Source organism: Nonomuraea endophytica (assembly GCF_014203235.1).
In the GTDB taxonomy this organism is placed as follows: domain Bacteria; phylum Actinomycetota; class Actinomycetes; order Streptosporangiales; family Streptosporangiaceae; genus Nonomuraea; species Nonomuraea endophytica.
On sequence record NZ_JACHIN010000015.1, the window covers coordinates 1 to 12,397 of the forward strand.

The 12,397-nt window shown below is 70.5% G+C and carries 10 protein-coding genes; 4 read left to right on the plus strand and 6 right to left on the minus strand.

All coding sequences use genetic code 11. The annotated features are described in order from the left end of the window. Positions 1-95: 95 nt before the first annotated feature. Positions 96-2,078 carry a PQQ-binding-like beta-propeller repeat protein gene (locus HNR40_RS41455; RefSeq protein WP_184971521.1) on the minus strand — a complete coding sequence of 661 codons (1,983 nt, stop codon included), beginning with the start codon at positions 2,076-2,078 and terminating at the stop codon, positions 96-98. A gap of 111 nt (positions 2,079-2,189) precedes the next feature. On the opposite strand from HNR40_RS41455, the gene HNR40_RS41460 reads away from it, so the two are divergent. The 3 genes from HNR40_RS41460 (at position 2,190) to HNR40_RS41470 (ending at position 5,677) form a co-directional block, all read left to right on the plus strand. Continuing rightward, complete coding sequence (locus HNR40_RS41460; RefSeq protein ID WP_221341477.1) at positions 2,190-2,912, plus strand: amidohydrolase family protein; 723 nt, start codon at positions 2,190-2,192, stop codon at positions 2,910-2,912. Continuing rightward, positions 2,909-3,631 (plus strand): amidohydrolase family protein, encoded by a 723-nt coding sequence (locus HNR40_RS41465; protein ID WP_184971525.1) that lies wholly within the window; start codon positions 2,909-2,911, stop codon positions 3,629-3,631. Before HNR40_RS41460 ends, HNR40_RS41465 begins: the two co-directional genes overlap by 4 nt. 105 nt (positions 3,632-3,736) lie before the next feature. Then, positions 3,737-5,677 carry a ligand-binding sensor domain-containing protein gene (locus HNR40_RS41470; RefSeq protein ID WP_184971527.1) on the plus strand — a complete coding sequence of 647 codons (1,941 nt, stop codon included), beginning with the start codon at positions 3,737-3,739 and terminating at the stop codon, positions 5,675-5,677. On the opposite strand, the gene HNR40_RS41475 is transcribed toward HNR40_RS41470, so the two are convergent. The 5 genes from HNR40_RS41475 to HNR40_RS41495 form a co-directional block, all read right to left on the minus strand. Further along, positions 5,649-6,557: a dihydrodipicolinate synthase family protein gene (locus tag HNR40_RS41475; protein ID WP_184971529.1), complete on the minus strand. Its 909-nt coding sequence runs from the start codon at positions 6,555-6,557 to the stop codon at positions 5,649-5,651. The two genes, HNR40_RS41470 and HNR40_RS41475, sit on opposite strands and share 29 nt — an antisense overlap. Positions 6,558-6,575: 18 nt before the next feature. Beyond that, positions 6,576-7,442: a carbohydrate ABC transporter permease gene (locus HNR40_RS41480; protein WP_184971531.1), complete on the minus strand. Its 867-nt coding sequence runs from the start codon at positions 7,440-7,442 to the stop codon at positions 6,576-6,578. Further along, positions 7,439-8,305 (minus strand): carbohydrate ABC transporter permease, encoded by an 867-nt coding sequence (locus HNR40_RS41485; RefSeq protein WP_312896714.1) that lies wholly within the window; start codon positions 8,303-8,305, stop codon positions 7,439-7,441. The genes HNR40_RS41480 and HNR40_RS41485 overlap by 4 nt, the downstream gene beginning before the upstream one ends. A 57-nt stretch (positions 8,306-8,362) precedes the next feature. Continuing rightward, positions 8,363-9,616, minus strand: a complete 1,254-nt coding sequence (locus tag HNR40_RS41490; protein WP_184971533.1) for an ABC transporter substrate-binding protein — start codon at positions 9,614-9,616, stop codon at positions 8,363-8,365. Positions 9,617-9,726: 110 nt separating this feature from the next. Next, a complete protein-coding gene (locus HNR40_RS41495) occupies positions 9,727-10,857 on the minus strand; it encodes a DegT/DnrJ/EryC1/StrS family aminotransferase (protein WP_184971535.1) in 1,131 nt (376 codons plus the stop codon). Positions 10,858-10,925: 68 nt separating this feature from the next. On the opposite strand from HNR40_RS41495, the gene HNR40_RS41500 reads away from it, so the two are divergent. Beyond that, entirely contained in the window at positions 10,926-12,131 is a 1,206-nt protein-coding gene (locus HNR40_RS41500; protein ID WP_312896715.1) for a hypothetical protein, read from the plus strand. The last annotated feature ends 266 nt before the right edge of the window (positions 12,132-12,397 follow it).

Here is a 12,397-nt window from a genome sequence, read left to right on the forward strand (position 1 = left end):
CGACCGCACCAACCACCGAGCGGCCATCGCCATCGACGTCCTTACCGAACCCGAATCGACAACCGCCCAAGCGCCTTAACTACCCGGCATTGGGGTTAGGGGGTGGGTGGGGTTAGGGGTGGGCAGGTGGGGGTGAGGTCGAGGCGGGCCAGGGTGCGGCCGACGAGGGCCCAGGCCTTCCAGGAGCCGGGTTCGAAGTGGAGTTGCGGGTTGGTGTACCAGTCGTCGCCCAGCCCCGCCGCCACCGGCTTGGCCTCGGTGTCCAGCAGGTAGGCGTTGCCCCCGCCGAAGAAGGCCGAGGTGAACACCCGGCCCCGGTGCACGGTCAGCTCGCCGTACCCGGAAAGGGCGCCCTGGTGTTTGACGGTGCGGGTGGCGAGGTCGAGGGCGATCCAGGCGCCGGAGTTGCGCTTGTAGACCCCGTAGATCAGGCCACGATGCACCTTGATGTCCTGAAAAGTGCGGAAATCAGCGACAGGCTCGACCTGCCAGAGGATCTGGCGCCTTTTCAGGTCGAAGGCGGCGATGGAGGCGGCCGTCCGGGTCGGTGGGGTGCCGCCGCCGCCCAGCACGTCGCCGCCCAGGTAAACGATGCCGCGCACGGCGTCCAGGGACAGGCTCATGAGGCTCTGGTCCGGCATGACCCCGACGTAGACATCCTTGGCGCCCGTGTCCGGATCCACGATCGACAGCGCGCCGTTCAGCCTGGCGCCGAGCGGGGCCGAGGCGACCAGGAGCTTGTCGCGGACCGGGTCGTACTCGATGTCCCACGGCCGCGCCTGGTCGTGCCCCAGGTAGCCGAGGCTGCGCAGCTTGTCGGTGCGGATGTCGATCTCGAGGATCTGGCCGCTGGGGTAGATGGCCGCGTAGATCTTGTTCCCGCGCCGCACCAAGTCCTTGGGCTCGCCGGGGACCCGGAAGCGGCGTTGCTTCCCGGTACGCAGGTCGCGCACCTCCATGGAGAAGTGGCCGCCGATGTACACGGCCCGGTTGGGCACGAGCAACATGCTTTGGACGCGCTCGGCCCCCGCGGGCAGCCCCGCGTCGATCAGGTCGGTGAACTCCGACTTCCCGGTACGCAGGTCCAGCCACCACATCCCGCCGCTGCCCGAGAAGCCGGTCAGCGTGCCGGCGCCGGTCAGGACCAGGCGGCGGGTCTCGTCCTCCTGCGACGGCGGGTCGGCCACCCGGGTGGTGGCGGCGTCGCCGGTGCGGTAGCGGTGCACGGCGCCGTCGGGCCGGGAGGTGCCGTAGACGGTGCCGTCCGGGGCGGAGACGAGCGCGTCGAGCGGGGCCGAGGCGGCGGTGCGCAGATCGGAGCCGTCCTTGCGGACGTCGATCAGCGTGGAGCCGCTGACCGCGAGCACCCGGTCGCCGTGCTCGGCCACGACGCCGATGCCGCCCGTGCCCTGGGCGAGCTGCCGGACGGTGCCGTCCTGGCGGTTGATCGCCATGAGCTTGCCCTTGTCGAGCAGTCCCGCGTAGACGTGGGTGGCGTCGGCTGCCAGCGCCCTGACGTATCGCTCCCCGGCGGCCAGCACCCCGAAGTTCCTGACGCCGGCCGTGGCCGGGTCGTACTCCCAGACGCGACCGTCGGGGTAGGTCCCGGCGTACAGCTTGCCGTCGGGCGCGGCGGCCAGGCTCCACACGAAGCCGCCGCTCCTGCCGAAGGAGTGCAGGTGCTTCACCTCACCGGTGGCCAGGTCGAAGCTATACAGATCGGGCACGGGATACGTCCCGACGTACACCTTTCCGCCGGAGATCGCGGTGGCCCATCCGCCTTCCGGCTCGCCGGTCGCGGGGCCGTCCGGGAGCGTGACGCTCCTGACCACCTTGCGGGTGCTCAGGTTGATCTCGGCGAGCACCGGAGGTTTCTGGCCGCGCGTCACGACATAGGCGTGATCGTCCTGTACGGCCGCGCCGACGATCGCCCCGGTCACCGAGGCGGGCCCGAACGTCTCGACCCGCGTCCCGTCGCACCTCCCGGGCTTCGGGCCGGGCGGCGCGGCGTGGGATGGCAGGGGGGCGGCGAGAGCGAGGGCCAGCACGGCGGCCGCGATCGCGGAAAATGCGCGCATGGGAGGCTTTCTGCGAGTGGGGGTGAGCGGATGCACCGATTGCTCAAATTTCTTGCTCAATTTTGGCCCAGACCGTAATGTTCTGAGCGCGAATAGTCAATGGAGGCGGTTGTGACGGCGTTCGACGCGCGCGAGCTGATCGGCGAACTCACGGTGACCCTCGACGTGGACGTGCTGGTCGGAGCGTACGCCGACCGCGACGGCCCGCCCGGCGACCCGGCGTCGGTCCTGGGCACGCTCGCCGAACATGGCATCCGGGCCGGGGCGGTGGCGTCGCTGCGGGCGGCGTTGTTCGACATGCGCACGGGCAACGACGAGGTGCTGGCGCTGCCGGACGTGGTCCCGGTCGGCGCCGTCGACCTGCGCGACCCCCTCGGCGCGGTGCGCGAGATCGAGCGCCTCGTGCCGCTGGGCGTGCGGGCGATCCGGTTGTTCCCCGACGAGCAGGGGGTGGAGGCCGGGTTCCCGTCGGTGCGGCACGTGGCGCGCAAGGCGGCGGAACTCGGGCTGACCGTGCTCACGGGCGGGGACGTGCGCAGGTTCTGGCAGCCGTTCGCCGGGCTGGGCGCGACCGTGGTCTTCCTGGACACGCACTTCTACCACCTGGGCGACTTCCTGGTCGTGGCCGCCGACGAGCCGGGTTTTCACACCTCGACCCGGCTGCTCAACTCCCCCGACGCGCTGGAGACCGTACCGGCTGAGCGGCTTCTGTACGGCTCGCGCACCCCGCACTACGAGCCCGTCGTCCCGCTGCTGCGGCTGGCGACCAGCGGGCTGAGGCCCGAGGAGATCGCCGCGGTGGCCGGCGGCAACGCGAGGAGGCTGCTCGGATGATCATCGATGTGCACGCGCACTGGGGCCCGTGGTTCTTCACCATGGACGTGGCCGCGCTCAACCACGCCGCCATGGACCGCTACGGCATCGGCCGCTCGATCGTGTCGGCCACCGAGGCGGTCATCTACGACCCGGCCACCGGCAACCGCGCGCTGGACGGCTGGCTGGCCACGACCGACCGCCACTACGGCTACGTCACGATCAACCCCCGCCGCCTGGAGCAGGCGGAAAAGGACCTTCGCGAGTACCTGCCCACCGGCCGGTTCAAGGGCGTCAAGATCCACACCGACTACACCCGCTCCCCCGCGGACTCCCCGCAGACCCGCGAGGCGCTCGCACTGGTCGCCGCGCACGGCGTGCCCGCGCTGGTCCACACGTGGGGCCCGACCGTCCTCGACCTGGCCGCGACCTGCCAGGACACCCCCGGGCTCAAGGTCATCGCCGGGCACATGGGCGCCGACGGCCACCGCCACGCCATCGAGGCCGCGCGCGGCTGCGACCGCCTCTACCTGGAGCCCTGCTACTCCCACGCGCCCGCCCGCCGCATCGCCGAGGTGGCCGCGGCGGTGAACCCCGACCGGCTGCTGTTCGGCACCGACTCCACGCTCATCGACCCGGCCTCCGCGTTCGGCGCGGTCGCCGCCGCGCGGCTCGACCCGGAGACCGCCGAGAAGGTCGCCTGGCGCAACGCCGCGGCCCTGTTCGACCTGCCCGTCTGACATCGCGCGCGGGCCCGGCCCGCCCGTCCGACATCCCCCTGCCACCCGGCCGCACCCTCGCCGGAGCAAATTACGGCCCAGACCGTTACCTCAAGGAGCAAGCGCATGATCCCCCGCCGACGTTTCCTCCAGGCCGCCGCCGCCTCGACCGCCGCCCTCGCCTTACCCGCGGCACCGGCCATGGCCGCGGCGGCCCCTGCGGAGGGCACGCTCACCAACCTGGGCCCGGCCAGCGTGGCCAGCCCGCTGGGCAACGGCGAGTTCGTGGGCGACGTGCTCTACATGGGCTCGCGCGGCCTGTCGCCCAACGTGGTCGGCGCCTGGGACCTCAACCAGGACAAGATCACCGCCCACCACGACATCCCCACCGGCGTCGGCGTCTGGGCGATGTGCAAGTCCGGCACCGACGTCTACGTCGGCACCCACTCCCGCTCCGACCTGTACAAGATCGACACCCTGACCGGGATCACCACCAAGCTCGCCGAGTATCCCGACCACTTCATCTGGACCATGGCCGCCGCCCCCGACGGCAAGATCTACATGGGCATGTCGGAGCCGGGCCGCGTGGTCGAGTACGACCCGGCCACCCAGACCAGCCGCGACCTGGGCCAGCCCGCGCCCGGCGAGGCGTACGTGCGCAGCATCCAGGCCGACCACCAGTACGTCTACGCCGGCGTCGGCGCCAACGCCCACCTCATCGCCATCGACCGCCGCACCGGCGACAAGCGCGAACTGCTGCCCGCCGAGCTGGCCGACCGCGACTGGGTCTCCAGCATGGCGAGCAACGACACGCATGTGGCCGGCGGCCTCAACTCCACCGCCGAGCTGGTCGTGATCGAGAAGGCGAACCCGGCCAACTACAAGATCGTCAAGGCGTCGGCGCCCGGCGAGAAGTACACCGTCGCCGTGCTCATCTTCGACGGCTGGGTCTACTTCGCCGGCCGCCCCTCCGGCACCGTCTACCGCCACGAGCTCGCGAGCGGCAAGAGCGAGGTGCTCGGCGTGCCGTTCCCCGAGGCGCAGACGGTCCGCATCCTGGAGCACAAGGGCAAGGTCTACGGCCTGCAGGACAGCGGCGTCTTCGTCTACGACCCCGCCACGGGCGCCATGGACTACCTCAGCCACGTGCAGCGCGGCTTCCGCGCCGCGGCCGAGGCGCCGATGTCCGTGCACTCCGACGGCAGGACCGTCTACGTCGGCGGCAAGAGCGGCGCCGACCTGCACGACCTGGCCACCGGCAAGGTCACCAGGCTGCCCATCCCCGGCGAACCGAAGACCATGATCACGGTACGCGGCACCACGTACCTGGGCGTCTACACCCAGGGCGCCCTGTACGCCCACAAGGCCGGGCAGCCCGAGGCCAGGCTGCTGTTCCGCACCGGCCACAACCAGGACCGCCCCAAGGACCTGGCATACGACCGCCTGACCGGCCTGATCGCGATGCCGACCCAGCCGGAGCCCGGCCACCAGAACGGCGCCCTCGACGTCTACGACCCCAGGACCGGCAAGCTCGACACCTACCGCCCGGTCGTGGACCGCCAGACCGTCTTCTCGGTCACCGCCTACCTCGGCACGCTCTACTGCGGCACCAGCACCCAGGAGGGACTCGGCTCACCGCCGGTCACCCCCACCGCGAAGCTGGCCGCCTTCGACCTGCGCACCCGCACGGTCAAATGGCAGCTCGAACCGCTGCCCGGCATCGCCGCCGTCACCGACCTCGCCCACACCCCGCTGGCCGTCTACGGCATCACCAACACGGGCGTGCTGTTCGAGTACCACCTGCTGAAGCGGAAGATCACCCGCACGCTCAAGGTCAGCGAGCGCGGCGGCGACCTGCTCATCGCCGGTTTCACCGCCTACACCAGCGACGTGAACGCCGTCTACCGCGTCGACCTGCGCGCCTGGACGGTCAAGAAGATCGTCACCGGGCTGGCGAGCGACTGGTTCGGCGGCGGCTCAAAGCTCAACATCGCCCCCGACCACCGGTCCCTGTTCGCCATCAAGGGCCGCGACCTGGTCAGCGTGGCGATCTCGCCGTACCGGTGAGGATGTTCTTGACGCTGAGCGGCTCCGACCCCAGGTCGGGGCCGTACAGGTCGTGGGCGTGGGTGGCCGGGATGCGGCCCTCCTCGGCGGCCAGCCACAGCATGCGCTGGACGTAGCCCTCCATCGGCTCGGTGAACGTGGCCTCGGCCAGGCGGTCGAGACGGGCCGACGCGTCCTCGAAGGCCCGCAGGTCAGAGTCCTGGTAGGCGCGCAGCACGTCGGCGGTGACGCCCACGTGCGCCGCCGCGAGACCGACCAGGGCGGCTTCGGCCCCCCACAGCAGCGACGGGCCGAACATGCGGTCCTCGCCGGTGATGGCCAGCCGGCCCGCCGCGCGGGTGATGGCGATCGTGCGCTGGCAGGCCATGGCGTCCGACAGCAGCGCCGCCTTCAGCCCGGCCACGCCCGGCAGCGCCACCAGCGCGCGCAGCACGTCCGGCGGGCAGGGCAGGCTGTAGAGGTCGAAGGCGATCAGGGGCACCCCGGTCGCCTCCCACACGGCCCGGTGCTCGGCCACGCGGTCGCCGGGCGACGGGAACGGCATGAGCGCCGCGGCCCCCGCCTCCGCCGCCGCTCTGGCCTGCGCGACGACGTCCGTACTCCCGACACCCCCTACACCGACCACGACGGGCACGCTGAGCGCGACCGCGCGCTCGACGACGGCGGCGCGCACCCCTTCGTTCAGGTACGGCCCGCGCCCCGTGTGGGCCAGTACCGCCAGCCCGCCGGCCCCGTCGGCGACCAGCCCGGCGAGGTAGGCGGAGACCAGGTCGAGGTCGACCTCGCCCGCGGTGGTCATGGGGGTGGCCGCGGCGGCGACCAGCGTCCCGCGCAGGCGCTCGCGCAGGTCGGCCGCGCGTGGGTCGATTGCCGTGCTCATGTCGCACCAGCCTAAGGGTTACTTCAACCCGGTCATCGCGATGCTGTTGACGAGATAGCGCTGAAGCAGGAAGAAGACGGCCAGGCAGGGCACCACCGAGATCGCCGCGGCGGCCATCTCCATCGACTGCGGGAACTGCTCGCCGCGCAGCGAGGACAGGCCGACGGTGAGCGTGCGCATCTCCTCGCTGCTGGTCGCCACGAGCGGCCACAGGAAGTCGTTCCAGTGCCACAGGAAGACGAAGACGCCCAGCGTGGCCAGGATCGGCTTGGTGAGAGGCACCACGATCTGCAGGTAGATACGCCATTCCGGGGCGCCGTCCACCTTGGCGGCCTCGAACAGCTCGTCGGGCAGGTCGCGGATGAACTGCCGCATGAGGAACACGGCCTGGGAGTTGGCCAGCGTGGGCACGATCAGGCCCCAGAAGGTGTCCGCGCCGTTCAGGTCGGAGATCAGGATGAACAACGGGATCAGGGTGGCCTGGAACGGCACCATCATCGTCGCCAGGAACGCCCACATCAGCGCGTCGCGGCCGGGGAAGCGCTTCTTGGCGAAGGCGTAGCCGGCCATGGAGGCGGTCAGCAGGATGATGACCACGGAGACGGCGGCGTAGATGAAGGAGTTGAGCGTCCAGCCGAGGAAGCCGGATGAGGTCAGGTTCGTGACCAGGTTGTCCAGCGTGAGCGACTCCGGCCACTGGTGCGGCAGGGTCGGCTCGTTCTTGGGGCTGAGCGCCAGCACCAGCATCAGCAGGAACGGGCTGACGGTGAGCACGGCGACGAGCCCGAGCAGGAGGGCGAACGGCCATTGCCGGCCGCTCCTGCGCCGGGACTTGGCCGCCCGCGCGGGCGCCGCCTTCACCGGCTTGGTCTCGGTAATCGTCATGTGTTGCTCCGATCGAGCAGACGGCGCTGGATCATCGAGACGATGAAGACCAGGACGAACAGCACGATGCCGATCGTGGCCGCGTACGCCACGTTGAAGTTCCCGAAGCCCTGGTCGTAGAGCGCGTAGATGAGGTTGTAGCTGGCCCGCGACGGCCCGCCGCCGGTCATCACGTAGATGACGTCGAAGGCCTGGAACGCCCCGATCGTCTCGATGACGATCACGAAGAACAGGGCGGGGCGCAGCAGCGGCAGCACGATGCTGCGGAAGCGCTGCCAGGCGTTGGCGCCGTCGACGCGGGCGGCCTCCAGGTACGAGGACGGGATCGACTTCAGCCCGGCCAGCAGGATGAGCATCGAGTAGCCGAAGCCCTTCCACACCGAGACCGTGGCCAGCGCGGGCAGGACCAGCGCGGTGTCGTCGAGGAAGCCGACGGGACCCAGGTCGATCTTGGCGAGCAGGCCGTTGATGAAGCCGTCGAACTCGTACATCCACCGCCAGATCACGCCCGCGAAGACGAAGCTGGTCACGTAGGGCAGGAACAGCGCGCTCCGGAAGATCCCCTTCATGAAGATGACGGAGTTCAGCAGCAGCGCCGTGCCGAGCGAGACGAGCAGGGTCAGCGGAACGTAGATCGCCACGTAGACGATCGTGACGCGCAGCGCTCCCATGAAGATCGGATCGTCGAAGAGCCGGGCGTAGTTGGTCACGCCGACGAAGCTCCAGCTCCCGCCGAGCTGGTAGTCCGTCACGCTCAAGCCCGCCGCGCCCAGCGAGGGAACGAACCGGAAGATCACGAAGAGCACGAGCATCGGCAGGACGAACAGCAACCCGGTGATGGGGTCGCGCAGCCGGTGTCGCACAGGTTCACGCCTTTCACAAAGGGGTGGGGAGGCCGCCGGGCGGCCTCCCCGAGTACATCAGCCCGTGGCCGCGAGCTGGTCGTCGACCAGCTTGGCGGCGTCGTCGAGCGCCTGCTGGGCGGTCTTCTTGCCCTGCAGCGCCGACTGGAGCTCCGGCGCGAGCGCGGTCATCACCTGGCGGGCGGCCGGGTGCGTGTCACCGGGGAAGGCGAACTCCAGCGACTTCTCGAACTCCTTGGCCAGCGGCGACGCGCTCGTCGGCGAGGCGTCGGTGCGGGCGGTGAAGTAGCCGGACTCGGTGGCGAGCTGGGTCGCGACCTCGGCCGAGCCCAGGTAGGCGGCGAACTTCTTGGCCGCGTCGGCGACCTTGGACGCCTTGGCCAGCACGACGCCGCCGGGGATGCCGAAGGCCACCTTCTTGGCGCCTTCGATCGGGCCGCCGACGACCACGTTCTCCTCGCCGACGCCGGCGCCGAGCTGCGTGGCGCCGATCGGGGCCGCGGCGTGGTACATGGCGACCTTGCCCTGGGCCAGCGGGCTGCCCTCGATCACGTTGGCCAGCGTCGCCGCGTTCGCCGGCAGGCCGCCGGCCTTCTGCAGGTCGAGCAGGAACTGCAGCGACTTGACGCCCTCGGGGCCGTTGAAGGCCGCCTTCTTGCCGTCGGCGGAGAAGACGCTGCCGCCGTTGGCCCACAGGATCGGGTAGAAGCTGAGGTTGAGCGAGGTCTCGGGGGCGCCGGGGTAGAGCAGGATCGGCGTCTTCTTGGCGGCCAGCTTCGGCGCGGCGGCCAGCACCTCGTCCCAGGTCTTGGGCACTTCGGTGACACCCGCGTCGGTGAGCAGCTTCTTGTTCCAGATGGGCGCCGTGATCGTCTGGTAGATCGGGACGCCGTAGAGCTTGCCGTCGACGCTCAGCGCGGTCAGCGCGTTGGGGCGGAACGACGCCTTGTCGGCGGCGATCGCGTCGTCGAGGGGGGCGACGGTGTCCTGCTTGACGTACTGCGGGATCTGGTCGGGGCCCAGCAGAACCAGGTCGAATCCCTTCTTGGAGGCCAGCGCCGCCGTCACCTTCTGCTGGCGGCCGTCCCAGGGCTGCTGCTCGATCTTGACGTCGATGCCGGCGTTCTTGGCCTCGAAGTCCTTCTCGACCTTGTCCCAGAACGCCTTGCTCTTGGCCTGGTCGTCGATGACGGGGTACATCCACATCGTCACCGTGCTCTTGCCGCTGTCGGATCCGCCATCGGATCCACCGCATCCGGCGAGCGTCACTCCCAAGGCGGCCGCGAGGCCGGCTACCGCTACCTTCCTCATGGGCCTTCCTTTCTTCGTAATACCGGTCTAGACCGAAACCTAGCGATCGGGAGAACAGGGGGTCAATGCCTGATACATGACCGTAACTAGGCGGGCCTCCTGGATATCGGTCATCGGCAGTGCGCCCGCACACTCGCGGAGATCGCCGCCACGTGCTCGCCGGTATAGTTCTCGTTCCAGTCGATGACCAGGAGCGTATCTCCGACCAGCCGCTCCGCCTCGGGGCAGGCGGCCGCCTGGTAGCCCTCCAGCGGGTAGTACGAACTCCCGTAAATGGGAGCATTCAGGACCGGCGCGTGGTTGAGGGTCTGGGTCAGGTATCCGGCCCGTGCCGGAATCCCGTCCTCGCGCAGCTTCTCCGCCACCTCGCGGGCCTCGCCGCCCGGGAAGACGAGCGGGAACAACCACCACGCGTGGCCGTCCGGGCGCGGCAGCCGTACCCGCTCCAGGCCCTGAAGCTCCTCGATCAGCTGTACGGCGGTGCGGCGGCGGTCGGCCAGCACGCCGGGCAGCTTGGCCAGCTGGGCACGGGCCACCGCGCCCTGCAGTTCGGTCATCCGGTAGTTGAGGCCGAGGCTCTCGTGGGAACGGCCGCGCGCGCGGTCCCAGCCCTTGTCGGCGAACAGGCGCATGCGCCTGGCCAGCTCGTCGTCGTCGGTGAGGGTCAGGCCGCCGTCGCCGCAGGTGATGTGCTTCCACTGCTGGAGGCTCAGGGTGCCGACGTCGCCGACGGTGCCCGCGTAGCGGCCGCCGGGCAGGTCGGTCAGCCACGCCTGGGCGCAGTCCTCGATCAGGGCCAGGCCGTGATCGTCGGCCAGCGCGCGGAACTCGGCCATCGGGGCCGGGGCGCCGAACAGGTGGACCACCATGATCGCCCGGGTGCGGGGGCCGATGAGCTTGGCGACGGAACCGGGATCGAGAATGCCGGTGCAGGGGTCCACGTCGGCGAAGACAGGGACGGCGTTCTGCGCCAAGATGGGGGCCACCGTGCCGAAGTCCGTGATCGGTGTCGTGATGATCTCGTCCCCGGGGTCCGGTGCGGCCGCCACTACCGAGAGATGGAGGGCCGCCGTGCCGGAGCCGCACGCGATGGCGTGGCGGGAGCCGTACATCCGCGCGATCTCGGCTTCGAGCGCGCGCACCTCCGTCCCCCAGACGGAGCTGAGCATGCCGGAGCGGATCACCCGCTCCAGCGCCGCGATCTCCTCGTCACCGAGGGTACGGCCGGCGGATTCGGCCATGCTTGGAAACTTGAGAGTCACAAGTTAACCTTTCGGTCTTGACCGTAATAGTGAAGAAGGAGGCGAGGGTGGGTATCGTCATCGGGGTCGTCGGCCCGCATGATCTGGTCGACGACGTCGCGGCCACCTGCGAGGAGCAGCCCGGGGTGAGCGCGCTGCGCCTCGACTACGACCACGAGTCGCAGGCCCCCGCCATCGTCGAGGCCCACGCCAACGCCGTGGAGGGCTGGCTGTTCACCGGCATCGTCCCCTACATGCTGGCCCGCGACGCCGACATGCTCTCGCGGCCCGCCTCGTTCGTGGACTACTCCGGCGCCACGCTGCTCAGCGGCCTGGTACGGCTGCAGCACGAAGGCTACGACGTCACCCGGCTGTCCATCGACACGCTCGCGCCGGCCGACGTCACCGCCACGTTCACCGAGGCGGGACTGCCCACCGACCAGCTGCGCACGCTCGGCTACCGGCCGGAGATGACCTCCAAGAAGGCCATCGCCTTCCACCGGCGCGGGCCAGGACACCCGGTGATCACCTGCCTCAGCTCGGTGCACGAGGCGCTGCGCGAGGAGATGCACGTGCTGCGGCTGGCGCCGTCGGTGCACTCGGTGCGGGTGGCGCTGCGCCAGCTCCTGCTGACCGCGGAAGGCCAGGCGCAGGAGGACGCGCAGATCGCGCTCGGGCTCATCGAGGTCGACGGAGAGGACGGGCTGCTGCGCGAGGCCACCGCGCTCGGCGGCACGCTGGCCGGGTTCCGCGGCGGCACCCATCTGCTGGTGACCACCCGCGGCCCGCTGTACGACGCGACCGGCGGGTTCACCGGGCTGCCCATGCTCGGGCGGCTGGCCGCCGGCGGCCGGGTGGTGCGGGTCGGCTTCGGCCTTGGACGCAGCGCCGCCGAAGCCGAGAGCCTGGCGCGCCGGGCCCTCGCCCGTGCGCGGCGGATCGGGGACGTGGCCGCGGTGCTGTCGCTGCGGGCCGACACCGACATCGTGCTGGAGTCGGTGACCAGCACGCCGGCCGGTGAACAGAACCTGTCCGTGCTGGCCCGGCGGGTCGGGCTGTCGGTGCCCACCCTGGAACGGCTGCTGGAGGCGCGGGACGCCTCCGGGGGTGAGCCGCTGACCACGCGGGAGATCGCGGAACGGCTGGCCGTACAGCAGCGGACCGCCCGCCGGATGTTGCACCGGTTGGAGCTCGCCGGCCTGGCCGAACGCACCGGCAACCTCACCAGTGGCAGCAGCGGCCGCCCCCTCACCCTCTACCGCCTCACCCTCTAGCCCAAGACCCCCAACCCCAGGGCGTGTAAGCCCAGGGGATGTCAGAGCCGGGGACGTCAACCCAGGGGATGTCCACCCAGGGGATGTCCACCCAGGGGATGTCCACCCGGGGGATGTCAGCTCTGGGGATGTCCGACCGTGGGTGGTCAGACCCTGGGACGTCAGACCCTGGGACGTCAGACCCAGGGACGTCAGACCCAGGGACGTCAGACCCAGGGACGTCAGACCCAGGGACGTCAGACCCAGGGACGTCAGACCCAGGGACG